General features: G+C 68.1%; 30 protein-coding genes and 1 pseudogene. 1 reads left to right on the top strand and 30 read right to left on the bottom strand.

Annotated elements, in window-relative coordinates:
- Positions 1-143: 143 nt before the first annotated feature.
- The 26 genes from rplO to V7E45_RS09675 all read right to left on the bottom strand — a co-directional run bounded on the left by rplO (position 144) and on the right by V7E45_RS09675 (position 15,325).
- Positions 144-599 (bottom strand): 50S ribosomal protein L15, encoded by a 456-nt coding sequence (gene rplO, locus V7E45_RS09800; RefSeq protein WP_003974249.1) that lies wholly within the window; start codon positions 597-599, stop codon positions 144-146.
- Positions 600-601: 2 nt separating this feature from the next.
- On the bottom strand, positions 602-784 hold the full coding sequence (rpmD, locus tag V7E45_RS09795; RefSeq protein ID WP_003974250.1) for a 50S ribosomal protein L30: 183 nt from the start codon (positions 782-784) through the stop codon (positions 602-604).
- Positions 784-1,389, bottom strand: a complete 606-nt coding sequence (gene rpsE / locus V7E45_RS09790; protein ID WP_007494753.1) for a 30S ribosomal protein S5 — start codon at positions 1,387-1,389, stop codon at positions 784-786. The genes rpmD and rpsE overlap by 1 nt, the downstream gene beginning before the upstream one ends.
- Before the next feature lie 39 nt (positions 1,390-1,428).
- Positions 1,429-1,812, bottom strand: a complete 384-nt coding sequence (rplR, locus tag V7E45_RS09785) for a 50S ribosomal protein L18 (protein ID WP_100827758.1) — start codon at positions 1,810-1,812, stop codon at positions 1,429-1,431.
- Positions 1,813-1,815: 3 nt separating this feature from the next.
- Positions 1,816-2,355 (bottom strand): 50S ribosomal protein L6, encoded by a 540-nt coding sequence (gene rplF / locus V7E45_RS09780; protein WP_020941678.1) that lies wholly within the window; start codon positions 2,353-2,355, stop codon positions 1,816-1,818.
- Between the two features lie 24 nt (positions 2,356-2,379).
- Positions 2,380-2,778, bottom strand: coding sequence for a 30S ribosomal protein S8 (gene rpsH, locus V7E45_RS09775; RefSeq protein WP_007384075.1), 399 nt, complete (start codon positions 2,776-2,778; stop codon positions 2,380-2,382).
- Between the two features lie 210 nt (positions 2,779-2,988).
- Complete coding sequence (locus V7E45_RS09770; protein ID WP_003948630.1) at positions 2,989-3,174, bottom strand: type Z 30S ribosomal protein S14; 186 nt, start codon at positions 3,172-3,174, stop codon at positions 2,989-2,991.
- Positions 3,175-3,179: 5 nt separating this feature from the next.
- The gene (gene rplE / locus V7E45_RS09765) at positions 3,180-3,737 is read right to left on the bottom strand and encodes a 50S ribosomal protein L5 (RefSeq protein ID WP_067119440.1); all 558 of its coding nucleotides are present in this window, start codon (positions 3,735-3,737) and stop codon (positions 3,180-3,182) included.
- On the bottom strand, positions 3,737-4,060 hold the full coding sequence (gene rplX, locus V7E45_RS09760; RefSeq protein WP_133919849.1) for a 50S ribosomal protein L24: 324 nt from the start codon (positions 4,058-4,060) through the stop codon (positions 3,737-3,739). The genes rplE and rplX overlap by 1 nt, the downstream gene beginning before the upstream one ends.
- Positions 4,061-4,062: 2 nt before the next feature.
- Positions 4,063-4,431, bottom strand: coding sequence for a 50S ribosomal protein L14 (gene rplN / locus V7E45_RS09755; protein ID WP_003998823.1), 369 nt, complete (start codon positions 4,429-4,431; stop codon positions 4,063-4,065).
- 127 nt (positions 4,432-4,558) lie between these two features.
- Complete coding sequence (gene rpsQ / locus V7E45_RS09750; protein WP_020941675.1) at positions 4,559-4,846, bottom strand: 30S ribosomal protein S17; 288 nt, start codon at positions 4,844-4,846, stop codon at positions 4,559-4,561.
- Complete coding sequence (gene rpmC / locus V7E45_RS09745; protein ID WP_018564811.1) at positions 4,843-5,067, bottom strand: 50S ribosomal protein L29; 225 nt, start codon at positions 5,065-5,067, stop codon at positions 4,843-4,845. Before rpmC ends, rpsQ begins: the two co-directional genes overlap by 4 nt.
- Positions 5,067-5,486, bottom strand: coding sequence for a 50S ribosomal protein L16 (rplP, locus tag V7E45_RS09740; protein WP_030745246.1), 420 nt, complete (start codon positions 5,484-5,486; stop codon positions 5,067-5,069). The genes rpmC and rplP overlap by 1 nt, the downstream gene beginning before the upstream one ends.
- A 5-nt stretch (positions 5,487-5,491) precedes the next feature.
- Positions 5,492-6,313, bottom strand: a complete 822-nt coding sequence (gene rpsC, locus V7E45_RS09735; protein WP_003998826.1) for a 30S ribosomal protein S3 — start codon at positions 6,311-6,313, stop codon at positions 5,492-5,494.
- A complete protein-coding gene (gene rplV, locus V7E45_RS09730) occupies positions 6,313-6,660 on the bottom strand; it encodes a 50S ribosomal protein L22 (RefSeq protein ID WP_003974262.1) in 348 nt (115 codons plus the stop codon). Before rplV ends, rpsC begins: the two co-directional genes overlap by 1 nt.
- A 44-nt stretch (positions 6,661-6,704) precedes the next feature.
- Entirely contained in the window at positions 6,705-6,986 is a 282-nt protein-coding gene (rpsS, locus tag V7E45_RS09725) for a 30S ribosomal protein S19 (protein WP_003992359.1), read from the bottom strand.
- Between the two features lie 12 nt (positions 6,987-6,998).
- Positions 6,999-7,835: a 50S ribosomal protein L2 gene (gene rplB / locus V7E45_RS09720; protein WP_020941674.1), complete on the bottom strand. Its 837-nt coding sequence runs from the start codon at positions 7,833-7,835 to the stop codon at positions 6,999-7,001.
- Positions 7,836-7,875: 40 nt separating this feature from the next.
- A complete protein-coding gene (gene rplW, locus V7E45_RS09715) occupies positions 7,876-8,295 on the bottom strand; it encodes a 50S ribosomal protein L23 (RefSeq protein ID WP_020941673.1) in 420 nt (139 codons plus the stop codon).
- Positions 8,295-8,951 (bottom strand): 50S ribosomal protein L4, encoded by a 657-nt coding sequence (rplD, locus tag V7E45_RS09710; protein ID WP_319151596.1) that lies wholly within the window; start codon positions 8,949-8,951, stop codon positions 8,295-8,297. Before rplD ends, rplW begins: the two co-directional genes overlap by 1 nt.
- 8 nt (positions 8,952-8,959) lie before the next feature.
- Positions 8,960-9,604, bottom strand: coding sequence for a 50S ribosomal protein L3 (rplC, locus tag V7E45_RS09705; RefSeq protein WP_266560738.1), 645 nt, complete (start codon positions 9,602-9,604; stop codon positions 8,960-8,962).
- Positions 9,605-9,621: 17 nt separating this feature from the next.
- A complete protein-coding gene (rpsJ, locus tag V7E45_RS09700; protein ID WP_003948644.1) occupies positions 9,622-9,930 on the bottom strand; it encodes a 30S ribosomal protein S10 in 309 nt (102 codons plus the stop codon).
- A gap of 420 nt (positions 9,931-10,350) precedes the next feature.
- The gene (locus V7E45_RS09695; RefSeq protein WP_333773701.1) at positions 10,351-10,851 is read right to left on the bottom strand and encodes a hypothetical protein; all 501 of its coding nucleotides are present in this window, start codon (positions 10,849-10,851) and stop codon (positions 10,351-10,353) included.
- Positions 10,852-11,085: 234 nt separating this feature from the next.
- Positions 11,086-12,906 carry a hypothetical protein gene (locus V7E45_RS09690; RefSeq protein WP_333773700.1) on the bottom strand — a complete coding sequence of 607 codons (1,821 nt, stop codon included), beginning with the start codon at positions 12,904-12,906 and terminating at the stop codon, positions 11,086-11,088.
- A gap of 16 nt (positions 12,907-12,922) precedes the next feature.
- Positions 12,923-13,312, bottom strand: coding sequence for a hypothetical protein (locus V7E45_RS09685; RefSeq protein ID WP_333773699.1), 390 nt, complete (start codon positions 13,310-13,312; stop codon positions 12,923-12,925).
- Positions 13,313-13,438: 126 nt separating this feature from the next.
- Positions 13,439-14,260: a dioxygenase family protein gene (locus tag V7E45_RS09680; RefSeq protein ID WP_333773726.1), complete on the bottom strand. Its 822-nt coding sequence runs from the start codon at positions 14,258-14,260 to the stop codon at positions 13,439-13,441.
- Positions 14,261-14,368: 108 nt separating this feature from the next.
- The gene (locus tag V7E45_RS09675) at positions 14,369-15,325 is read right to left on the bottom strand and encodes an AraC family transcriptional regulator (RefSeq protein ID WP_333773698.1); all 957 of its coding nucleotides are present in this window, start codon (positions 15,323-15,325) and stop codon (positions 14,369-14,371) included.
- A 200-nt stretch (positions 15,326-15,525) separates the two neighbouring features.
- Here V7E45_RS09675 and V7E45_RS09670 point away from each other — a divergent pair.
- Positions 15,526-15,977 (top strand): annotated as a pseudogene (locus V7E45_RS09670) (LysR family transcriptional regulator); the annotation flags it as partial.
- A gap of 1,063 nt (positions 15,978-17,040) precedes the next feature.
- Here the strand turns inward: V7E45_RS09670 and tuf are convergent.
- The 4 genes from tuf to rpsL all read right to left on the bottom strand — a co-directional run bounded on the left by tuf (position 17,041) and on the right by rpsL (position 21,401).
- Positions 17,041-18,234: an elongation factor Tu gene (tuf, locus tag V7E45_RS09665; RefSeq protein WP_020941664.1), complete on the bottom strand. Its 1,194-nt coding sequence runs from the start codon at positions 18,232-18,234 to the stop codon at positions 17,041-17,043.
- Between the two features lie 156 nt (positions 18,235-18,390).
- Positions 18,391-20,517, bottom strand: coding sequence for an elongation factor G (gene fusA, locus V7E45_RS09660; RefSeq protein ID WP_133919843.1), 2,127 nt, complete (start codon positions 20,515-20,517; stop codon positions 18,391-18,393).
- A gap of 39 nt (positions 20,518-20,556) precedes the next feature.
- Complete coding sequence (gene rpsG / locus V7E45_RS09655; RefSeq protein WP_003992340.1) at positions 20,557-21,027, bottom strand: 30S ribosomal protein S7; 471 nt, start codon at positions 21,025-21,027, stop codon at positions 20,557-20,559.
- Positions 21,028-21,029: 2 nt separating this feature from the next.
- Positions 21,030-21,401 carry a 30S ribosomal protein S12 gene (gene rpsL, locus V7E45_RS09650; protein WP_003948652.1) on the bottom strand — a complete coding sequence of 124 codons (372 nt, stop codon included), beginning with the start codon at positions 21,399-21,401 and terminating at the stop codon, positions 21,030-21,032.
- Positions 21,402-21,948: the final 547 nt, after the last annotated feature.

Raw genomic sequence — 21,948 nt, 5'->3', positions numbered from 1 at the left:
CCCATGGGAGCATCCTGTGAAAGTGGGCAGTGCAGGCCACCTTACCTGCGGGACCGCTGCCCTAGGAACGACCAACCGGGGATACCCCTTTTGTGGGGTATCCCCGGTCGGGATCGTTCACGTCATCGAGGCGTCCGAAAGACTCAGACGAGCTCGGTGACCGTACCGCCGGCGGCGGTGATCTTCTCCTTGGCGGAACCGGAGACGGCGTCCACCGTCACCTGCAGCGCCACGGAGATCTCGCCCTGGCCGAGGACCTTGACGAGGCTGTTCTTGCGAACGGCACCCTTGGCCACCAGACCCTCGACCGTGACCTCGCCACCCTCGGGGTAGAGCGCGGCCAGCTTGTCGAGGTTCACGACCTGGAACTCGGTCTTGAACGGGTTCTTGAAGCCCTTGAGCTTCGGGAGACGCATGTGGAGGGGCATCTGCCCACCCTCGAAGCGCTCCGGAACCTGGTAACGGGCCTTCGTGCCCTTGGTACCACGACCGGCCGTCTTACCCTTCGACGCCTCACCACGACCGACACGGGTCTTCGCGGTCTTGGCGCCCGGGGCGGGACGGAGGTTGTGGATCTTGAGCGGGTTGTTCTCCGCCATGATCAGTCGACCTCCTCGACCGTCACGAGGTGGCGGACGGTGTGCACCATGCCGCGGAACTCGGGACGGTCCTCCTTGACGACCTGCGTGTTGATGCCCTTGAGACCAAGGGAACGCAGGGTGTCACGGTGGTTCTGCTTGCTGCCGATGTAGGACTTGACCTGCGTGATCTTGAGCTGAGCCATCACGCACCCGCCCCGGCACGCGCACGGAGAAGAGCCGCGGGAGCGACGTCCTCGAGAGGCAGACCACGGCGAGCCGCGACCTCCTCCGGACGCTGCAGGCCCTTCAGGGCCGCCACGGTCGCGTGCACGATGTTGATCGCGTTGTCGGAGCCGAGCGACTTCGACAGGATGTCGTGGATACCGGCGCACTCGAGCACGGCGCGCACCGGACCACCGGCGATAACGCCGGTACCCGGGGACGCGGGCTTGAGCAGCACGACGCCGGCAGCCTTCTCACCCTGGATCGGGTGCGGGATGGTGCCCTGGATACGCGGGACCTTGAAGAAGTGCTTCTTGGCCTCCTCAACGCCCTTGGCGATGGCGGCCGGCACCTCCTTGGCCTTGCCGTAACCGACACCCACGGTGCCGTCACCATCGCCCACCACGACCAGCGCGGTGAAGCTGAAGCGACGACCACCCTTCACAACCTTGGCGACACGGTTGATCGCGACGACACGCTCAACGTACGCGGTCTTCTCGGCGGCAGCAGCGCCGCCGTCACGGCCCTTCCGGTCCCGCCGCTCGCCGCCACCGGCACCGCCACCGCGGCGCTGGGGTCCAGCCATTGGAATTACCTCTCTCTGTTTCCGCTAGCTACGGCAGGCTCAGAACTTGAGCCCGGCTTCGCGGGCGGCGTCCGCCAGGGCGGCGATGCGCCCGGCGTACTGGTTGCCACCACGGTCGAACACGACAGCCTCGACACCGGCGGCCTTGGCGCGCTCGGCGACCAGGGCGCCGACCTGCTTGGCCTGCGCGGACTTGTCGCCCTCGCCACCACGGACCGACGCGTCCAGGGTGGACGCGGAAGCCAGGGTGTGGCCCTTCAGGTCGTCGATCACCTGCGCCACGATGTGGCGGTTGGAGCGGGTCACAACCAGACGGGGACGCTCCGCCGTACCGGAGATCCGCTTGCGGATCCGGATGTGACGGCGCTTGATCGCGGCGCGCTTGTAGGCGTCGCCCTTGAGGATCTTCTGCCCGTATGCCATGGCTTACTTACCCGCCTTTCCGACCTTGCGGCGGATGACTTCGCCCTCGTACTTGACGCCCTTGGCCTTGTACGGGTCGGGCTTGCGCAGCTTGCGGATGTTGGCCGCAACCTCGCCGACCTTCTGCTTGTCGATGCCCTCGACCTGGAAGCGGGTCGGGGTCTCCACCTTGAAGGTGATTCCCTCGGGCGCCTCGACGGTGATCGGGTGGCTGTAGCCGAGCGCGAACTCGAGGTTCGAACCCTTGGCCGTCACGCGGTAACCGACACCGCTGATCTCGAGCTTCTTCACGTAACCCTGGGTCACGCCGGTGATCATGTTCGCCACCAGCGTGCGGGACAGGCCGTGGAGGGCCTTGTTCTGACGCTCGTCGTTCGGACGGGTGACGTTGAGCACGCCGTCCTCACCCTTGACGATGTCGATCGGCGCGACGACGGTGTGGGTCAGCGTGCCCTTGGGGCCCTTGACCGAGACCGTACGGCCGTCGATGGTGACGTCCACGCCGGCGGGAACCGTGATGGGGAGCTTGCCAATACGCGACATAGCTGTTTCCTCCGTTCCCTTCCGTTACCAGACGTAGGCGAGGACTTCCCCACCCACGCCCTTCTTGCCGGCCTGCTTGTCGGTGAGGAGCCCGTGCGACGTGGAGATGATCGCCACGCCGAGGCCGCCCAGCACCTTCGGCAGGTTGGTGGACTTCGCGTACACCCGGAGACCGGGCTTGGAGATCCGCTTGATGCCCGCGATGGAGCGCTCACGGTTCGGGCCGAACTTCAGCTCGAGAACGAGGTTCTTACCGACCTCGGCGTCCTCGACCTTCCAGCCCGTGATGAAGCCCTCCTGCTGGAGGATCTCCGCGATGTGCGACTTGATCTTCGATGCCGGCATCGTCACGGAGTCGTGGTATGCCGAGTTCGCGTTCCGCAGACGCGTAAGCATGTCTGCGATCGGATCAGTCATGGTCATGAATTGGCCTTCGGCCTCTCTCGCCGGGGTTTCCTGGTGCGCCATCCCTCTCCCCGATCCGAGACGGGACGGGTGCGGCGCGGTGGACCTACGGCGTAGTAAGTCGTACGGGCGCGGCAGGCGCCCAACCCCACAAGCCTACGGCATGTGGAGAAGGGCCCTGCCGACCCAGTTGCTTACCGAGAGCTTCAGGAATCCCTAAAAGCGGGATTACCAGGAGCTCTTGGTCACGCCCGGCAGCTCGCCACGGTGAGCCATCTCACGAAGGCACACGCGGCACAGGCCGAACTTGCGGTACACGGAGTGCGGACGGCCGCAGCGCTGGCAGCGCGTGTAGCCACGCACACCGAACTTGGGCTTGCGAGCAGCCTTGGCAATCAGAGCCTTCTTCGCCATCTCGCTCACGCCTCCTTGAACGGGAAGCCGAGGTGACGAAGGAGCGCGCGGCCCTCAGCGTCGTTGGTCGCCGTGGTCACCACGGTGATGTCCATGCCCCGGGTACGGTCGATCTTGTCCTGGTCGATCTCGTGGAACATGACCTGCTCCGTGAGACCGAAGGTGTAGTTGCCACGGCCGTCGAACTGCTTGGGGGACAGACCACGGAAGTCGCGGATGCGCGGGAGCGCGAGCGACAGGGTGCGGTCCAGGAACTCCCACATGCGGTCGCCACGAAGCGTGACGTGGGCACCGATCGGCTGGCCCTCACGCAGCTTGAACTGCGCGATGGACTTGCGGGCCTTGGTGACCTGCGGCTTCTGGCCGGTGATCGTGGTGAGGTCGCGGATCGCGCCCTCGATCAGCTTGGAGTCGCGGGCGGCGTCGCCCACACCCATGTTGACCACGATCTTGACGAGACCGGGGATCTGCATGACGTTCTCGTACTTGAACTCGTCACGCAGCTTGCCCGCGATCTCCTCGCGGTACTTCTGCTTCAGGCGCGGAGTGGTGGTGGTAGCCATCAGATGTCCTCACCCGTCCGCTTGGCAACGCGGATCTTGTTGCCCTCATCGTCGAAGCGGTAACCGACACGCGTGACGACCTTCTGGCCGTCCTTCTCAACGACCAGCTGGACGTTGGAGACGTGGATCGGCGCCTCGGTCGTGACGATGCCGCCGGCCTGCGAACCGCGAGCGGTCGGACCGGCCTTGGTGTGCTTCTTGACCCGGTTGACACCCTCGACCAGGACGCGGTCCTCGCGGGGGAAGGCCGCGATGACCTTGCCCTGCTTGCCCTTGTCCTTACCGGTGATGACCTGGACCAGGTCGCCCTTCTTGATCTTCATGCTTACAGCACCTCCGGCGCGAGCGAGATGATCTTCATGAACTTCTTCTCGCGCAGCTCACGGCCGACCGGGCCGAAGATACGGGTGCCGCGAGGGTCGCCGTCGTTCTTCAGAATGACGGCGGCGTTCTCGTCGAAGCGGATGTACGAGCCGTCCGGCCGACGGCGCTCCTTGACGGTGCGAACGATGACCGCCTTGACGACGTCACCCTTCTTCACGTTGCCACCGGGGATCGCGTCCTTGACGGTGGCGACGATGACGTCACCGATGCCCGCGTAGCGGCGACCGGAGCCACCGAGCACACGGATGCAAAGGATTTCCTTCGCACCAGTGTTGTCGGCGACGCGCAGTCGCGACTCCTGCTGGATCACGTCTATCTCCTGTTTGTCTGCCGGTTCCCGGCAGGGGCCTCGGACGAGTGCCCCTGCCGAGCCTGGCGGAACTGTCCTGCGGGTTTGCCCGCAGGCGTACTTGTTGGAATTCCCTTGCGGGAATTACCTACTTGGCCTTCTCGAGGATCTCGACGACGCGCCAGCGCTTCGTCGCGGACAGCGGCCGGGTCTCCATGAGGAGGACACGGTCGCCGACACCCGCGGCGTTCTGCTCGTCGTGCGCCTTGAGCTTGTTCGTACGGCGGATGACCTTGCCGTAAAGCGCGTGCTTGACGCGGTCCTCGACGGCGACGACGACGGTCTTGTCCATCTTGTCGCTGACGACGAGGCCCTCACGGGTCTTGCGGAAGCCGCGTGCCTCGGTGTTCTGCTCAGTCACGTTGTTCTCGCTCATGCGTTCTCCACCGTTTCGATGCCCAGCTCGCGCTCGCGCATCAGGGTGTAGATCCGCGCGATGTCCTTACGGACGGCCTTCAGCCGACCGTGGTTCTCGAGCTGACCCGTCGCCGCCTGGAAGCGGAGGTTGAACAGCTCTTCCTTGGCCTCGCGGAGCTTACCCAGAAGCTCCTCGTTGCCCAGCTCGCGCAGCTCGGACGCCTTGGTACCGGCCGACATCACGCTTCACCTGCCTCGCGCTTGACGATCCGGCACTTCATCGGCAGCTTGTGGGCCGCACGGGTCAGCGCCTCACGGGCGATCTTCTCGTTGGGGTACGACAGCTCGAACATGACACGTCCGGGCTTGACGTTGGCGATCCACCACTCCGGAGAACCCTTACCGGAACCCATGCGGGTCTCGGCGGGCTTCTTGGTGAGCGGACGGTCCGGGTAGATGTTGATCCAGACCTTGCCGCCACGCTTGATGTGGCGGGTCATCGCGATACGGGCCGCCTCGATCTGGCGGTTCGTCACGTAGGCCGGGGTCAGCGCCTGGATGCCGTATTCGCCGAACGCAACCTGCGTTCCACCCTTGGACATACCGCTGCGCTTCGGGTGGTGCTGCTTGCGGTGCTTGACCCTACGGGGGATCAGCATTTCGGTCAGGCCTCCGTTCCGGTGCTCTCAGCCGGAGCGGACGCGGGAGCCTCGGCCTTGGGGGCCTCGGCGCCGGCAGCCTGCTGCGGCTTGCGACCGCGCCGCTCGCCACCACGGCCACCACGGGCCGGGCGGTCAGCACCGCCACGGGCCGGGCGGTTACCCGCACGGGCCGCAGCGTTCTCGGCGCGGACCTCGGCGATGTTCTTCACGTCGCCCTTGTAGATCCAGACCTTCACGCCGATGCGGCCGAAGGTCGTCTTGGCCTCGAAGAAGCCGTAGTCCACGTTCGCACGGAGCGTGTGCAGGGGCACGCGGCCCTCGCGGTAGAACTCCGAGCGGGACATCTCGGCGCCACCGAGGCGGCCGCCGCACTGGATCTTGATGCCCTTGGCGCCGGCCTTCATCGCCGACTGCATGCTCTTGCGCATGGCACGGCGGAAGGAGACGCGGGAGGAGAGCTGCTCGGCAACGGCCTGAGCAACCAGCTGAGCGTCCGTCTCGGGGTTCTTGACCTCGAGGATGTTCAGCTGGACCTGCTTGCCCGTGAGCTTCTCGAGGTCGCCGCGGATGCGGTCGGCCTCGGCGCCACGGCGGCCGATGACGATGCCCGGACGAGCGGTGTGGATGTCCACCCGCACGCGGTCACGGGTGCGCTCGATCTCAACCTTCGAGATGCCGGCGCGCTCCATGCCGGACGTCATCATCCGACGGATGGCGACGTCTTCCTTGACGTAGTCCTTGTACAGCTTGTCGGCGTACCAACGCGACTTGAAGTCGGTCGTGACACCGAGCCGGAACCCATGCGGGTTAACCTTCTGGCCCATTACCGGGTTCCTTCCTTGCTGCTGACGACCACGGTGATGTGGCTGGTCCGCTTGCGGATCCGGTAGGCACGGCCCTGGGCACGCGGCCGGAACCGCTTCAGGGTCGGGCCCTCGTCGACGTAGGCCTCGGAAATGAAGAGGCTGTCGGCGTCGGTGTGGTCGTAGTTGTGCGCGGCGTTGGCGATGGCGCTGTCGAGCACCTTGCCGACCGGCACGGAGGCTGCCTGCGGAGCGAATCGCAGAACAGCCTGAGCCTCCGTGGCATCCATGCCACGGATAAGGTCCACCACGCGGCGGGCCTTCATGGGCGTAACGCGGATGTACCGCGCCTGGGCCCTGGCTTCCATGGTTGTCCCTCTCAGTTACTTACGTGTCTGAATGCGATCCGCTACTAGCGGCGCTTCGACTTCCGGTCGTCCTTGACGTGGCCCCGGAAGGTGCGGGTCGGCGAGAACTCGCCGAGCTTGTGACCGACCATCGACTCGGTGACGAACACCGGGATGTGGGTCTTGCCGTTGTGCACCGCGAGCGTGTGGCCGAGCATGGCCGGGACGATCATGGAGCGACGGGACCAGGTCTTGATGACGTTCTTGGTGCCGGCTTCGTTCTGGGCGTCCACCTTCTTGATCAGGTGGTCGTCGACGAAGGGCCCCTTCTTCAGGCTACGAGGCATCTCAACCCGTCCTTAGCGCTTCTTGTTCGTCTTGCGGCGGCGGACGATGTACTTGTTCGACGCCTTCTTGGGCGAACGAGTACGGCCTTCCTTCTTGCCCCACGGGGACACAGGGTGGCGACCACCGGAGGTCCGGCCCTCACCACCACCGTGCGGGTGGTCGACCGGGTTCATGACGACACCACGGACGGTCGGGCGAACGCCCAGCCACCGCTTACGGCCGGCCTTGCCCCAGTTGATGTTGCTCTGCTCGGCGTTGCCGACCTCACCGATGGTGGCGCGGCAGCGGACGTCGACCAGGCGGATCTCACCGGACGGCATGCGCAGGTGGGCGTAGGCGCCCTCCTTCGCGAGCAGCTGCACGGAGGCACCGGCGGAGCGGGCGAACTTGGCACCGCCACCGGGACGGAGCTCGATCGCGTGGATCGTGGTACCGACCGGGATGTTGCGGAGGGCCAGGTTGTTGCCCGGCTTGATGTCGGCCCCGGGACCGTTCTCGACGCGGTCACCCTGCTGCAGGTTGCGCGGGGCGAGGATGTAGCGCTTCTCGCCGTCGGCGTAGTGCAGCAGCGCGATGCGCGCGGTGCGGTTGGGGTCGTACTCGATGTGCGCGACCTTCGCCGGCACGCCGTCCTTGTCGTGACGACGGAAGTCGATCACGCGGTAGGCGCGCTTGTGTCCGCCACCCTGGTGGCGAACGGTCACACGACCGGCGTTGTTACGGCCGCCCTTGCTGTGCAGGGGGCGGACCAGCGACTTCTCCGGCGTGGACCGCGTGACCTCGACGAAGTCGGCGACGCTGGCGCCACGACGGCCCGGCGTAGTCGGCTTGTACTTGCGGATTCCCATTTCTCAGTCCTCGTCCGATATCGGACGATCCGGACCGCCCTTAGGCGGTCGGACCGCCGAAGATGTCGATACGGTCGCCCTCGGCGAGGGTCACGATCGCGCGCTTGGTGGCGGCACGCTGACCGAAGCCGGTCTTCGTGCGCTTGCGCTTGCCCTGGCGGTTGATCGTGTTGACCCCGGTGACCTTGACCTCGAAGACCGCCTGGACGGCCTGCTTGATCTGGGTCTTGTTGGCGCCCGGGGCGACGACGAACGTGTACTTGTTCTCGTCGAGGAGCGCGTAGCTCTTCTCCGAGACGACCGGCTTGAGCAGCACGTCACGGGGGTCCGTGAAGGACTTGCTCAGCGGGGTCTCGACGGTGTTCTTGCCCTCGGCGGCGTGGCGACGCGCCTTGGCGACGCGCGCGGCCTTGGCGGCCTTGGCGGCCTTCGAGGCAATGCTCGGGTGACGCGTAGCCATCAGGCTTCGCTCCCTTCGGTGTCAGCGGCCTGGGGGCCAGACACGAAGGACTCGAAAGCGGCCTGGGTGAAGACCACGTCGTCCGAGACGAGAACGTCGTACGTGTTCAGCTGGCCCGGCTCCAGGATGTGGACCTGGGGCAGGTTGCGGGCGGACAGCCACGCGGCCTCGTCGGAGCGGTCGACGACCAGGAGCAGGTTCTTGCGCTCCGAGATCTTGCCGAACAGGCTCTTCGCGGCCTTGGTGCTGGGGTTCGCGCCCTCGACCACGCCGGAGACGACGTGGATGCGGTTGTGACGCGCCCGGTCGGTGAGGGCGTGGCGCAGGGCCGCGGCCTTCATCTTCTTCGGGGTGCGCTGCGAGTAGTCACGCGGCACGGGACCGTGCACGACGCCACCACCGGCGAACTGCGGCGCGCGGGTCGAGCCCTGACGGGCGCGGCCGGTGCCCTTCTGGCGGTAAGGCTTCTTGCCACCACCACGGACTTCGCCACGGGTCTTGGTCTTGTGCGTGCCCTGGCGGGCAGCGGCCAGCTGCGCAACGACGACCTGGTGGATCAGCGGAATGCTGATCTTTTCCACGTCGAAGATCTCCGCGGGGAGCTCGACGGAACCGGCCTTGTCGCCCGCCGGCGAAAGGATGTCAACAGTGCTCATCGGTTACCTCAGGCCCCCTTGGCCGCGGTGCGGACCAGGACGAGGCCGCCGTTCGGACCGGGAACCGCGCCCTTGATGAGCAGCAGACCCTTCTCCGCGTCAACGGCGTGGACGGTCAGGTTCTGGGTGGTGACCCGCTCGTTGCCCATGCGACCCGCCATGCGGAGGCCCTTGAACACGCGGCCCGGGGTGGCGCAGCCACCGATGGAACCGGGCGAGCGGTGCTTGCGCTGGGTGCCGTGTCCGGCGCCGAGGCCCTTGAAGTTGTGACGCTTCATGACACCGGCGAAGCCCTTGCCCTTGCTCTTGCCGGTCACGTCGACCTTGATGCCGGCCTCGAACACCTCGGCGGTGATCTCCTGGCCGAGGGTGTACTCGCCGGCGTCGGCGGTACGGATCTCGACGAGGTGGCGGCGGGGAGTGACGTCGGCCTTGGCGAAGTGGCCCTTGAGGGGCTTGTTCACCTTGCGCGGGTCGATCTCGCCGAAAGCGATCTGGACGGACTCGTAGCCGTCGACATCGTTCGTGCGGACCTGGGTGACGACGTTGGGGCCGGCCTTGACGACGGTGACCGGAACAACACGGTTGTTCTCGTCCCACACCTGCGTCATGCCGAGCTTCTCGCCCAGGATGCCCTTGATCTGCTTAGCCATTCTCAGCTCACCGACCCTCAGAGCTTGATCTCGATGTCGACACCGGCCGGGAGGTCGAGTCGCATCAGAGAGTCAACGGTCTTGGGGGTGGGGTCGAGAATGTCGATCAGGCGCTTGTGCGTGCGCATCTCGAAGTGCTCGCGCGAGTCCTTGTACTTGTGCGGCGACTTGATGACGCAGTACACGTTCTTCTCAGTGGGCAGCGGCACCGGGCCCGCGACCGACGCACCAGTGCGGGTCACCGTCTCGACGATCTTCTTCGCCGAGGAGTCGATGACCTCGTGGTCGTAGGCCTTGAGCCGGATGCGGATCTTCTGTCCCGCCATGGCTACTCAGTAGTCCTGTCTCTTCTTACGCTCTGGAACTCGGTGGTTCCGCTCTCTCGTCTCCGACCCACGCGGTCGGGCGTGTCGCGCTCCCGCTGACACAGATGCCCCTTGTTCGAACATCCCTGCGGGAATGCACACGGCCCTTCCGGAACCGCAGACCGGGGGCGAAGACCCACCGGGCGCCTGGCCGGTGCCGCGCTCACACTTCCCGGAAGATTCCCGTACGTCCGCCCCAGCGCTGCCATCAGGCAGTTAGGGCGACGAGTACTGTGGGACTCGCTTCCAGTCCTCCCGGCGGGAGGCGCGCAGCATCAACACTCGACCGAGCAACTCCGACAGTCTGCCATATGGGTCGGGGGCCTGGCCAATCGGGCGGAAGAGATTACCCCGAGAGTGACGTAGGTCAAACGGAGCGCCTCACCGACACCCCAGAGTCCTGAGCGTCGCCGGGAAGTAGGCCCGCATGAACTTCTCGATGCCACCCCGGTGCGTGCCGTCGCCGACCTTGATCCCGGGGAGCTGGAGGGTGAGCGTGAAGTAGTTGCCACCCTTGGTCTTGCAGGGGGCTTGAGAGATGGCTCCGTCTGTGCCGATGAGGGTCTTGTATCTGGAGGTGACACTGTGTGGCTCTGTGATACCTGAGACTGCACCGCTGTCCTCTGCCAGGTACATGAGATCAGTCGCCACGGAGCGCCACGAAAAGCGGAGCCTGAGGATCACGTCGTTTCCCGTGGAGATCAGGCACGGAGCCGTGATGGCCTCCGCCCGATCCACACGGTTGTACTCTCGCCAGCCTCCCGTCGGCACGACGAGCAGACGCGTGAGCGCGGGCTCAATAGGTGTGCCGCAGATTTCCTTCGGGATCTCACTGTTCGCCGAACGGGCACACGACACCAGAGCCAGTGCGAGGCCCAGCAAGATGGCGGACGAGCGAGCTCTCACTTTGCCACCGCCCCGGAGACGCCAGAGGCATGGTCGATGCCGTCTCCTGCTGATCTGTTGATCTCGGTCTGGGGATCGAAGTGAGGGTCATCGCCAGTCTGGTGCGACCGGGACCACTCCCGCGACAGAGCCACCAACTGTTGGTTCCTGTCGGAATATGCCTGGAAATTGTCCTGCGTCTGCTTTGCGTCCAGCCGCTTCTGCTCATCCTCAAGCCATTTGCCTGTCACGTAAGTCAAAGCCTGCCTGTACGTCCTCACCAGCCACCGGGATGTAACTGATCGCCTTGTCGAAGATGGGCTTCGCTTCGAATTCCGCGGTCTTGGGATCACTTTGGGCCTGGATGCGAGCCTCTTCCAGGAACCCGACGGTGCGGCCAGCCCGGCGAAGGGAGTCTGCAGTCTCGGATCGATCTGCATGGATGTTGGCAACCAACGCCTGGTTCAACCCCCCGTTCAGCGTGCCGTAGGCGTGCTGGTCCTTGGACACCTGTTTGGCTACCTCGAAGAGTTCGTCCTGCTTCAGGGGGGAGTGGCGGATGTCGATCTCGCTCATCGAGGCGTGCACCGTCGCACCATGGTTGACCAGTACGTTCGCCATCGGCTGCCGCAGGGACGGGGGGAAGTCGTCGCCCCGGTTCGCCAGGTGCTTCAGGGCTGACTTGAAGACCGCCTCGTTGGGGGCCGTGTGGGCCACGTAGTGGGCGTGCCTGTCCGCCGGGTCGATTCCCGTCGCCGCAGCCTGCAGCGCCGCCCCGAAGCCCGCGCGGTCGTCCCCGTCAGGCCCGGCCGCGTAGGTGCCGGTCTTCGCGCCCGCGTGTTCGTGCAGGACCACGTTCCAGTCCCGCTCCTCCACCAGGTAGCGCATACGGGCGTCCGAGCCGAGGTACTCCGCGGCTGTGGCGGGGTCCCGGCTCATGACGGCCAGCGCGCCGTCCACCGGGTCGTTGGCGAACCAGCCCCCGTGCCCGCCGCTGTACGAGCCCTTCAACCGCCAGATCCCCGGCTCCCGCCGCTCCGCAGCGATCATGTCGTCCGTGAGGTCCTCCAGCATGCGCGGCGCGTACCCGTGCCCCTTGGACATCAGCGTCACCAGCGACTGGTAGCCCATTGCCTTGTCCAGCCGCTCCCCCTGCGCGTCCGTGGCGTAGTGCCTGGTTCCGGCGCGCCGCACAGCGGCTCGCCAGTGCCGGTACCAGGGCGAGCGCGTGTCCCGGGTCGCCGTCGCCAGTGTGTCCGCGAGACCCGACTCGATCGTCGCGTACGCCCCCGCCGACGCCCCGCCCCGCACGTGGACCAGGTCGTTCAGCTCGTTCGTCAGCGTGATCGTGCCCGCCGCGCCCAGGTCGTCCAGCAGGGTCCGCGAGAACGCCTCGTCGCCGGAGTTGTCGCGGAACGTCCGCTCGAGTTCGGCGAGGTCGTGCCGCGACAGGTGGCCGCCCCGCCCGAGCCGGCCCAGCGCGTCCTCCGCGGCAAGCGCCTCGTACTTCTCGACGTCCCCCAGCGCCTGGCCGTTGAAGCCCCGGCCGCCGACCAGCGGGTCCGCGTCGACGACCACGGCCGCCAGGGCGGTCTCGACCCCCGCGTCAGCGTCGGTCACGGCCCGAACGGCCGCGTCGATGCGGTCCTGCCAGGACCGTACGGTCGCCTCGTCCGGCTCCTTGGCGTGCGCGGGGTCGGCGCTGACCAGGCCGCCGTCCGACACCCGCATCCCGGCCGCGCGCGCCTCCCCGAGCGCCGCCGTCAGTCTGCCCTTCAGCTCCGTGAACCGGGCGTGCGCGTCGCGCAGCAGGGAGGCGATCGCCTTGGCCTCCGTCTGGGCGCGGCGCAGTTCCGTGAGCGTGACGCCGAACCGGCCGTGGGCCGCCTCCGCGCTCATCCCGCTCCAGGCGGGGCCGGTCGAGATGCCGTGGACGTCCCGGCGGTACGCCGTCTCCTGCTTGGCGAACTCCGCCGCCATGCCGTCCCAGCGCTCGGCGGCGCCGGTCAGCGCGCCGAGGTCGGTGCTCATGATCTCGTGGTACGTCGGCATGTCCCGGCCGTCCCCGTCAGTACAGGTCGAGCGCGGAGGTGCGCCGCAGGTCGGCGCCGACCGCCAGATCCGCGCTGGTCAGGACCACGTTCGTACGGTTCAGCGCGTCCTTCTCGGCGCCCAGCCGGTCCATCAGGTTCTTCACCTGGTCGCCCCAGGCCGCGTGGGCCCTGCGCAGCGCCGGGGCGGTGCGCCAGCCGTGTCCGTCGCGTGCGCCGAATGCCTTCACCGCCGCGCCGGTCTCGTCGTCCGCCCACGCTCCGGCCCTGCGTGTGTCCGGCTCGATGTGGTCGTGCAGCGCCTTGGCCGCCGCCCGCTTCTCCACCGGGGTGGACGCCAGTCTCCCCGCGCCACGGCCGTACCCGCCGTGACCGTGACCGCCGTGGTTTCCTGCCGGACCGTCCATCGTTCGCCCCTCGCCGTATCGACGTCCACCGCCAGTACCTCAACCGGTGGACGCCGATCTTCGTCACGGGGAGTTTCCCGGCCGTCGCGTTGACGTCGGGCGAGGTGGGGGGGAGACGGGCGGGCGTCAGGCGGCCCGCCACAGCGCCGGGACCGCCGGCGGCTCCCAGCCGGGCTGGGCCGTGTGGGCCTGGAGGCAGACGTAGCCGCGGCCCGCGTGGGTGACCCGGTCGCCGGCCCGGTAGGCGGTGCCCACGGCCCAGGTGCCGCCGGAGGGCGGGGTGCCGGTCGGGGTGGGTCCGGGGCCGGGGTCCTGGGGGACGTCGAGGACGAGGTCGAAGGCCGCCTCGCGGCCGCCGTTGCCGTCGCGCACGGTCATCAGCAGCCGTGCGTCGAAGATCGGGTCGGTGTTGTTGCGCGGTTCGTTGGGGAAGTACAGCTGGGTGGTCAGGACGGGCCGCCCCGGGGCCTGCGCCTTGACGTGGAGGTGCCGGGTGCGGCCGGGGTAGAGGCCGGGGACGATCGTCGTCAGCGCGAAGGAGCCGCGCGAGTCGGTGTACTGGTGTCCGCGCAGCCGGAAGCCGGTGTTGTCGTACGCGCCGTCGGTGTCGGCCTGCCAGAAGTCCAGCAGGGCGCCGGTGACCGGGAGGCAGGAGCGGCCGAAGACGTAGCCGGTCAGGGTCAGCCGGGTGCCGGGCAGTCCCGGTTCCAGCAGGCTGGTGCGCTGGGGCGAGTCGGGCTTGAAGTACGGGCCCTCGATCTGCTCGGGCGTGGGGTGGTCGCCGTCGTCGCAGGCCGGGGTGAGCGGCACGGCCGTGCCGGTGGGGGTGAGGGTGCGGGCCAGGGCCGGGCCACCGGCGAACGCGACGGGGATCGCGGCGGTGGCCGCGAGCGCGGCGCGTAGGACGGTCTTGCGGGCGACGCGGCCGTTCCTCCCCGCGTTGTCCATGCCTGTCGTACCCACGTCGTCCATACCTGCGTGGTCCATGCCTGCGTTGTCCATGCCTGCGTTGTCCATGCCTGCTCCTTGTGGGGGGGCGTCGGATCGGCAATGAACCTAGGCGCGGGCCCCTGGGGCTTCGATGGACTGGTGGTGGCCACTGTGGTGCTTTCGCCAGTCGCCGGGGCTGATGCCGGTCTCCCGCCGGAAAAAGCGGCAGAAGTAGGCGGGGTCGGTGATCCCGACGCGGGCGGCGACCTGTCCCACCGGCAGGTCGGTGTGGGCCAGCAGGCGCTGGGCCCGGTACACGCGGGCCTCGATCAGCAGTCGGCCGGGGCTGCGGCCGGTGGCCGCGCGCACGGCCTGGGTGAGGTGGCCCGGTGTCACCCCGAGCCGTTCGGCGCACTCCCGCACCGACCATGCGGCCGTCTCGGGCCGCGCCGTGAGCCGGGCGAACGCCTCGGCCAGCACCGGCGGCCGGCCCGCGGCCTCCGCCGGGCCGGCTTCCCGGTCAGGGCCGGTCTCTTCCGCCGTGCCGGCCAGCCGTACCGTGCGGACGACGAGGACATGCAGCAGGGCGCGCAGCACCGTCTCGTACCCGGGGGTCCGCTGCCGGTGCTCCGCCGCCAGGTCGGCCATCAGGCGGCCGGTGCGCAGGTCGTCCTCGGCGTCCAGGTCGAACCAGCAGGTTGCGGCGAGCCGCCGCAGCAGGCGGTGGTCCCCGGGGTGGTCCACCAGGAAGTCCTCGGTGAACAGCGCGAGCGTGCCGTCGAGCCCTCGCTGGTCCTCCCAGCAGTGGATCTGCCCCGGCAGGATCACGGCCAGTCGCGCGGGACGCACGGGCCACCGGGCCAGGTCGACGACATGGGTGCCCGAACCGGCGGTGACGTGGACGATCTCGTAGAACGTGTGGCGGTGCGGCAGGTCGGCCCGGGACAGCGGGCCCATCTCGTCGAAGGAACCCGCCGCGAACGGCGGCGCGTCGGGTCCGGCGATCTCCAGCCGGTGCAGGGGTGGCTCTCCGGCGCGCGGGGCGGGGCAGGGCGTGCCGGGCGGGACGGTGGTGCTGCGCATGATCCTCCCCGGAGCAGGTACAGACCAATCGAGGCGGGGTCACGATCCCACAGCCCCGCGCCGGCGACAATCGGCCCCACCTCACCTGAGCCATCACCTCGGGCGCCACCGCCGCCTCAACCCAAGTCCGGCCACTGGCACCCCCATCGGTCCGCACCAAACCCTTGCCCCCTCCTCCCCCGCGTCCCAGGCTCCCCTCATTGAGCTGGAGGCCGATCGCGGAGGCAGGCAGTCCGACGCGGGCCGCCACACTGCTCGGGCTCGCGCAGCCCGCGTTGAGCGCGCAGCTCCGGCGGCTCCAACGGACCCTGGGCGGGCCGCTGTTCGAGCGTGGGCGGCACGGTGTGCGGGCCACCGCGCTGGGCGAACTGGTGCTGGAGCGCACCCGGATCGTGCTGCCCGCGGTGAGCGAACTCCAGCAGGAGGCGGCCCGGTTCGCCCACGCCCGGCGGGCGACGGAGCGGCTGCGACTGGGCGGCACGCACGGCCCGCTGCTGGGCGCGCTGGTGGACCGGCTGGCCGAGGCGGTGCCCGGGCCACCGTGACCACCCGCGCCTCCTGGTCCGAGCGCGAGCTGGCCGGGCTGCTGGCCGAGGGACGGCTGGACTTCGCGCTGGCCGGCACCTGCGGCTCGGCCGCTGCGCCCGACGCGACGCAACAGATCACGTCCCCGGCCGGCCGCACGCCCGGGGCGAAGCGGGTGACGAGGTCCAGCGGATTGTGCTTGCGGTCCGGACGACTCAGCGAGCGGCGCAGCCCGGGCAGCACCCCGGGCTGACGGGGGTCGAACAGGGCCAGGGCCCTGTCGGGCCGTCCGCCGGCCAGCACCGCCGGGTCGAGGTTGGTGGCGACCAGGAATTCCTTGGTGCGGCGCAGGCCCGCCGCGACGTCCGCCTGGCCCAGACCGCCGGCCGCCCTGGCGGCGGGCAGCTCGATGGCGTCGGCGCCGTCGGACCAGGCCCGGGCGGGGAACCGAGGAAGGGGTGCGTGAGCGTCGGCGTCCCGTCCTGGCCGGCCACGCCCGGGGCGGTGGTGGGCCGGGCGGTCTCGCGGCGGGCAGCGTGAACGGGGAGGCGGCGCCGGCGGCCGAGGACTCGTGGCCGGGCAGCCGGTCGAGCAGCAGCGAGGGGCGCACGGCCACCATGGCGACGGCCGCGGTCGGCACCACACCGAGCGCCGTCGTCACCCGGCGCCGGCGGTACGCCCTGCCGTCGAGCTCGCGCCAGGCCGGTCCGGTGCGCCAGCCGGCGGGGTCGGCGCCTGTGCCGTCCGCTCCGGCTTGCGGGGGCGGCCCGGGCGCGGCGCACGGCCCCTGCGGTCTCCCGCTCGCGCCTGCGCCTCGACCTCGTCCCGCAGCCGTCGGGTGACCAGCCTCGCCCGGGCGGACGGCTCCTTGGGCGCACCGGTGGCTCCACCCTCGGCGGCGTCGCGGAGGAACGCCTCCCCCCGCTCGTCGGTTGTCGCGGCCGGTTCGCCCGACTCCTCGTCGGGGCGTTCGGGAGGCGGATTCCTAGGGCCGGCGACGGCCCGCTCACAAGCCGTCGCCGGGGTCGTACGGAAGCCGGGATCCAACCGGTACGGCTTCGCAGCGCGGCCCCGTACAACCCCGCGGCCCGGCTCCCGTGCCGGGAACGCGAAGGGGCCCGTACGACCGAAGTCGTACGGGCCCCTCCGACAGCTACCAGGTCGAAGACCCGGGCCGGATCAGCTCAAGATCACTTGTTGATCTTGGTGACCTGGCCGGCGCCCACGGTCCGGCCACCCTCACGGATGGCGAACTTCAGGCCCTCTTCCATGGCGACGGGCTGGATGAGCTCCACCTTCATCTCGGTGTTGTCACCCGGCATGACCATCTCGGTGCCCTCGGGGAGGGTCACGACGCCGGTCACGTCCGTCGTACGGAAGTAGAACTGCGGACGGTAGTTGTTGAAGAACGGCGTGTGGCGGCCACCCTCGTCCTTGGAGAGGATGTAGGCCTGCGCCTCGAACTCGGTGTGCGGGGTGACCGAGCCCGGCTTGATGATGACCTGGCCGCGCTCGACGTCCTCGCGCTTGATGCCACGGAGGAGCAGACCGACGTTCTCACCGGCCTGGCCCTCGTCGAGCAGCTTGCGGAACATCTCGATGCCGGTGACCGTGGTGGTGGTCTTCTCGGTCTTGATGCCGATGATGTCGACGGTCTCGTTGACCTTGAGGACACCACGCTCGATACGACCGGTGACGACGGTGCCACGACCGGTGATCGTGAAGACGTCCTCGATCGGCATCAGGAACGGCTTGTCGACGTCACGCTCGGGCTCGGGGATGTTCTCGTCCACAGCCTGCATGAGGTTGAGGACGGACTGGCCCCACTCCTTGTCGCCCTCGAGGGCCTTGAGCGCGGAGACGCGGACGACCGGCAGGTCGTCGCCCGGGAACTCGTACTCGGAGAGGAGCTCACGGACCTCGAGCTCGACGAGCTCCAGGATCTCCTCGTCGTCCACCATGTCGGCCTTGTTCAGGGCGACGACGATGTACGGAACGCCGACCTGGCGGGCCAGGAGCACGTGCTCCTTGGTCTGCGGCATCGGGCCGTCGGTGGCGGCGACCACGAGGATGGCGCCGTCCATCTGGGCCGCACCGGTGATCATGTTCTTGATGTAGTCCGCGTGACCGGGGCAGTCGACGTGGGCGTAGTGACGGGTCTCCGTCTGGTACTCGACGTGCGCGATCGAGATGGTGATACCGCGCTGGCGCTCCTCAGGAGCCTTGTCGATCTGGTCGAACGCCGAGGCCTCGTTCAGGTCCGGGAACGCGTCGTGCAGCACCTTGGTAATGGCGGCCGTGAGGGTCGTCTTACCGTGGTCGATGTGACCGATGGTGCCGATGTTGACGTGCGGCTTAGTCCGCTCGAACTTCGCCTTCGCCACTGGGGTCCTCCTGTGGAGTGGTTCTGGTACGCCTTACTTCATCGGCGCCAGGTGATCTTTGCTGGATAGCCCGGAACCCGGGGCAAACATCCTTGTTTGCGGCTGTTTGCCCCGCGAGGCTCCGGAGTCAAGCCTAAAGCGTGTGAACGCGGTGCGTTACTCGCCCTTGGCCTTCGCGATGATCTCCTCGGCGACGTTCCGCGGAACCTCGGCGTAGGAGTCGAACTGCATGGAGTAGCTGGCCCGGCCGGACGTCTTGCTGCGCAGGTCGCCGACGTAGCCGAACATCTCCGAGAGGGGCACGAGACCCTTCACGACGCGGGCACCGGCCCGCTCCTCCATGGCCTGGATCTGGCCACGGCGGGAGTTGATGTCGCCGATGACCTCACCCATGTAGTCCTCGGGCGTGGTGACCTCGACGGCCATCATCGGCTCGAGCAGCACGGGGCTGGCCTTGCGCGCGGCCTCCTTGAAGGCCTGCGAGCCGGCGATCTTGAAGGCGAGCTCGGAGGAGTCGACCTCGTGGTAGCCACCGTCGATCAGCGTGACGCGCACGCCGGTCATCTCGTAGCCCGCGAGGATGCCGAACTGCATGGCCTCCTGCGCACCGGCGTCCACCGAAGGGATGTACTCCTTCGGGATACGGCCACCGGTGACCTTGTTCACGAACTCGTACGAGGCGTCGCCGCCCTCGATCGGCTCGATCGCGATCTGCACCTTGGCGAACTGGCCGGTACCACCAGTCTGCTTCTTGTGCGTGTAGTCGACGCGCTCGACGGCCTTGCGGATCGTCTCGCGGTAGGCCACCTGCGGCTTGCCGACGTTGGCCTCGACCTTGAACTCACGGCGCATACGGTCGACCAGCACCTCGAGGTGCAGCTCGCCCATACCACCGATGATGGTCTGGCCGGTCTCCTCGTCCGAGTGGACCTGGAAGGACGGGTCCTCCTCGGCCAGGCGCTGGATCGCGACGCCCAGCTTCTCCTGGTCGCCCTTCGACTTGGGCTCGATGGCGACCTGGATGACCGGCGCCGGGAAGTCCATGGACTCCAGGATCACCGGCTGCTTGTCGTCGCACAGCGTCTCACCGGTCGTGGTCTGCTTCAGACCCATGACGGCGATGATGTCGCCGGCGCCCACCGAGTCGATCTCCTCACGCTTGTTCGCGTGCATGCGGTAGATCTTGCCGATGCGCTCCTTCTTGCCCTTGACGGAGTTCAGCACCGAGGTGCCGGACTCCAGGCGGCCCGAGTAGACCCGGACGAAGGTGAGCTTGCCCAGGTGCGGGTCGCTCATGATCTTGAAGGCCAGAGCCGACAGGGGCTCCTCGTCGGACGGCTTGCGCTTGACGACCGTCTCCGGGTCCTTCACGTCGTGGCCCTCGATGGCCTCGACGTCCAGGGGGGAGGGGAGGTAGCGCACGACCGCGTCGAGCAGGGGCTGGACGCCCTTGTTCTTGAACGCGGTGCCGCAGAACACCGGGGTGACCGTGGTGTCCTTGGACTTGCCGGACGCGATGGTGATGCGACGGATCGCGGCGTACAGCTGCTCCACGGAGGGCTCGGTGCCCTCCAGGTACAGCTCCATGATCTCTTCGTCGTTCTCGGCCACGGCCTCGAGCAGCTTGCCGCGGTACTCCTCGGCAGCCTCGGTGTGCGTGTCCGGGATGTCGACGACGTCGTACATCTCGCCCTTGGTGGCCTCGGCGGACCAGACCAGGGCCTTCATCGTCACGAGGTCGACGACGCCCTTGAAGTCGGCCTCGGCACCGATCGGGAGCTGCATCACGATCGGCTGAGCGCCGAGGCGGTCAGAGATCATGTCGACGCAGCGGTGGAACTCGGCACCGGTCCGGTCGAGCTTGTTGACGAAGCAGATGCGCGGGACGCCGTAGCGGTCCGCCTGACGCCACACGGTCTCGGACTGGGGCTCGACGCCGGCGACGCCGTCGAACACCGTCACGGCACCGTCGAGCACCCGCAGGGAACGCTCCACCTCGACGGTGAAGTCGACGTGACCCGGCGTGTCGATGATGTTGATGGTGTGGTCGACGTCTTCGAGCGGCCAGTGGCAGGTGGTGGCAGCAGAGGTGATCGTGATGCCACGCTCCTGCTCCTGCTCCATCCAGTCCATGGTGGCAGCGCCGTCGTGGACCTCACCGATCTTGTAAGACACACCGGTGTAGAACAGGATCCGCTCGGTGGTGGTCGTCTTGCCCGCGTCGATGTGGGCCATGATCCCGATGTTGCGGACCTTGGCCAGGTCAAGTGAAGTGGTAGCCATAAGGCTTCAGTCTTCTCTCGGTCTCGATGTGGGTAGCGACTACCAGCGGTAGTGCGCGAAGGCCTTGTTGGACTCGGCCATCTTGTGCGTGTCCTCGCGCTTCTTCACAGCGGCACCCAGGCCGTTGGAGGCGTCGAGAAGCTCGTTGAGCAGACGCTCGGTCATGGTCTTCTCGCGACGGGCGCGGGAGTAACCGACCAGCCAGCGCAGCGCGAGCGTGTTGGCACGACCGGGCTTGACCTCGATCGGAACCTGGTACGTCGCACCACCGACACGGCGGGACTTGACCTCGAGGGTCGGCTTGATGTTCTCCAGCGCGCGCTTCAGCGTGATGATCGGGTCGTTGCCCGTCTTCTCACGCAGACCCTCCATGGCGCCGTAGACGATGCGCTCGGCGGTGGAGCGCTTGCCGTTGAGCAGCACCTTGTTGATGAGGGAGGTCACCAGAGGAGAACCGTAGACCGGGTCGATGATGACCGGGCGCTTCGGGGCGGGGCCCTTACGAGGCATTCTTACTTCTCCTTCTTGGCGCCGTAACGGCTGCGAGCCTGCTTGCGGTTCTTGACACCCTGGGTGTCGAGCGAGCCGCGGATGATCTTGTAACGAACACCCGGCAGGTCCTTCACACGGCCGCCGCGCACGAGCACGATGGAGTGCTCCTGCAGGTTGTGTCCCTCACCCGGAATGTAAGCGGTGACCTCGATCCCGCTGGTCAGACGCACACGCGCGACCTTACGCAGGGCCGAGTTCGGCTTCTTCGGGGTGGTCGTGAACACACGCGTGCAGACGCCACGACGCTGAGGGGAACCCTCGAGTGCCGGCGTCTTGTTCTTCTCGACCTTGTCCTGCCGGCCCTTACGGACCAGCTGCTGGATCGTAGGCACTACTTCTCCGGTTTCTGTGTGCCGAGTAAAGCTAACCTGGAACTTCTCCGACCCACGCGGTCGGGTGTGTCGAATCCCGCAGACCTTCGCCGCCAAGCGAAAAGGGCGCAGATTTCGGTGGCCGGTGACGGCTCGCTGTGCGGTTGAAGGCACGCACGAGAGCCAGGGCACACCCCAGGCACAAGGTCTGAGCGTACCTACCTCATTCGCTGTGGTCAAAACAAATGGAGTCCAGCGCCGTTCCGGCGCTCCCGGCGCGCCGATCCGGTCGGTCGGGCGTACCCTTCGCGGTCGTCGAAACGGGCCGACCTGCACGGAAGGCCGGCCACCTCCAGGGCTGCCGAACAGCCGCCGGCGCTCTCACGGGCCCCTCACGGTCTCTCACGGCGCCCTCACGGCCCTGTCTCCCCCGCCCGGCCGGAAGACCCCGCCGCAGGCCCGGACCGCCCCCACTCGGGCGCTGGGCCCGCACGACGCCGAAGGGGGGGGGGGGCCCGGGGGGGGGGGGGGGGGGGGGGGGGGGGGGGGGGGGGGGGGGGGGGGGGGG

Origin of the sequence: Streptomyces sp. IBSBF 3136, assembly GCF_036815105.1 — a bacterium.
Classification (GTDB): domain Bacteria; phylum Actinomycetota; class Actinomycetes; order Streptomycetales; family Streptomycetaceae; genus Streptomyces.
The sequence above is the reverse complement of the archived record's forward strand: the minus strand, read 5'-3'. Positions and strand labels throughout refer to the sequence as shown.

Excerpts from the sequence above, each read along its gene's own strand:
- rplO (WP_003974249.1), bottom strand. The coding sequence starts at position 599 with ATGGCGGAGAACAACCCGCTCAAGATCCACAACCTCCGTCCCGCCCCG.
- rpmD (WP_003974250.1), bottom strand. The coding sequence starts at position 784 with ATGGCTCAGCTCAAGATCACGCAGGTCAAGTCCTACATCGGCAGCAAG.
- rpsE (WP_007494753.1), bottom strand. The coding sequence starts at position 1,389 with ATGGCTGGACCCCAGCGCCGCGGTGGCGGTGCCGGTGGCGGCGAGCGG.
- rplR (WP_100827758.1), bottom strand. The coding sequence starts at position 1,812 with ATGGCATACGGGCAGAAGATCCTCAAGGGCGACGCCTACAAGCGCGCC.
- rplF (WP_020941678.1), bottom strand. The coding sequence starts at position 2,355 with ATGTCGCGTATTGGCAAGCTCCCCATCACGGTTCCCGCCGGCGTGGAC.
- rpsH (WP_007384075.1), bottom strand. The coding sequence starts at position 2,778 with ATGACCATGACTGATCCGATCGCAGACATGCTTACGCGTCTGCGGAAC.
- V7E45_RS09770 (WP_003948630.1), bottom strand. The coding sequence starts at position 3,174 with ATGGCGAAGAAGGCTCTGATTGCCAAGGCTGCTCGCAAGCCCAAGTTC.
- rplE (WP_067119440.1), bottom strand. The coding sequence starts at position 3,737 with ATGGCTACCACCACCACTCCGCGCCTGAAGCAGAAGTACCGCGAGGAG.
- rplX (WP_133919849.1), bottom strand. The coding sequence starts at position 4,060 with ATGAAGATCAAGAAGGGCGACCTGGTCCAGGTCATCACCGGTAAGGAC.
- rpsQ (WP_020941675.1), bottom strand. The coding sequence starts at position 4,846 with ATGAGCGAGAACAACGTGACTGAGCAGAACACCGAGGCACGCGGCTTC.
- rpmC (WP_018564811.1), bottom strand. The coding sequence starts at position 5,067 with ATGTCGGCCGGTACCAAGGCGTCCGAGCTGCGCGAGCTGGGCAACGAG.
- rplP (WP_030745246.1), bottom strand. The coding sequence starts at position 5,486 with ATGCTGATCCCCCGTAGGGTCAAGCACCGCAAGCAGCACCACCCGAAG.
- rpsC (WP_003998826.1), bottom strand. The coding sequence starts at position 6,313 with ATGGGCCAGAAGGTTAACCCGCATGGGTTCCGGCTCGGTGTCACGACC.
- rplV (WP_003974262.1), bottom strand. The coding sequence starts at position 6,660 with ATGGAAGCCAGGGCCCAGGCGCGGTACATCCGCGTTACGCCCATGAAG.
- rpsS (WP_003992359.1), bottom strand. The coding sequence starts at position 6,986 with ATGCCTCGTAGCCTGAAGAAGGGGCCCTTCGTCGACGACCACCTGATC.
- rplB (WP_020941674.1), bottom strand. The coding sequence starts at position 7,835 with ATGGGAATCCGCAAGTACAAGCCGACTACGCCGGGCCGTCGTGGCGCC.
- rplW (WP_020941673.1), bottom strand. The coding sequence starts at position 8,295 with ATGGCTACGCGTCACCCGAGCATTGCCTCGAAGGCCGCCAAGGCCGCC.
- rplD (WP_319151596.1), bottom strand. The coding sequence starts at position 8,951 with ATGAGCACTGTTGACATCCTTTCGCCGGCGGGCGACAAGGCCGGTTCC.
- rplC (WP_266560738.1), bottom strand. The coding sequence starts at position 9,604 with ATGGCTAAGCAGATCAAGGGCATCCTGGGCGAGAAGCTCGGCATGACG.
- rpsJ (WP_003948644.1), bottom strand. The coding sequence starts at position 9,930 with ATGGCGGGACAGAAGATCCGCATCCGGCTCAAGGCCTACGACCACGAG.
- V7E45_RS09690 (WP_333773700.1), bottom strand. The coding sequence starts at position 12,906 with ATGCCGACGTACCACGAGATCATGAGCACCGACCTCGGCGCGCTGACC.
- V7E45_RS09685 (WP_333773699.1), bottom strand. The coding sequence starts at position 13,312 with ATGGACGGTCCGGCAGGAAACCACGGCGGTCACGGTCACGGCGGGTAC.
- V7E45_RS09680 (WP_333773726.1), bottom strand. The coding sequence starts at position 14,260 with ATGGACAACGCGGGGAGGAACGGCCGCGTCGCCCGCAAGACCGTCCTA.
- V7E45_RS09675 (WP_333773698.1), bottom strand. The coding sequence starts at position 15,325 with ATGCGCAGCACCACCGTCCCGCCCGGCACGCCCTGCCCCGCCCCGCGC.
- fusA (WP_133919843.1), bottom strand. The coding sequence starts at position 20,517 with ATGGCTACCACTTCACTTGACCTGGCCAAGGTCCGCAACATCGGGATC.
- rpsG (WP_003992340.1), bottom strand. The coding sequence starts at position 21,027 with ATGCCTCGTAAGGGCCCCGCCCCGAAGCGCCCGGTCATCATCGACCCG.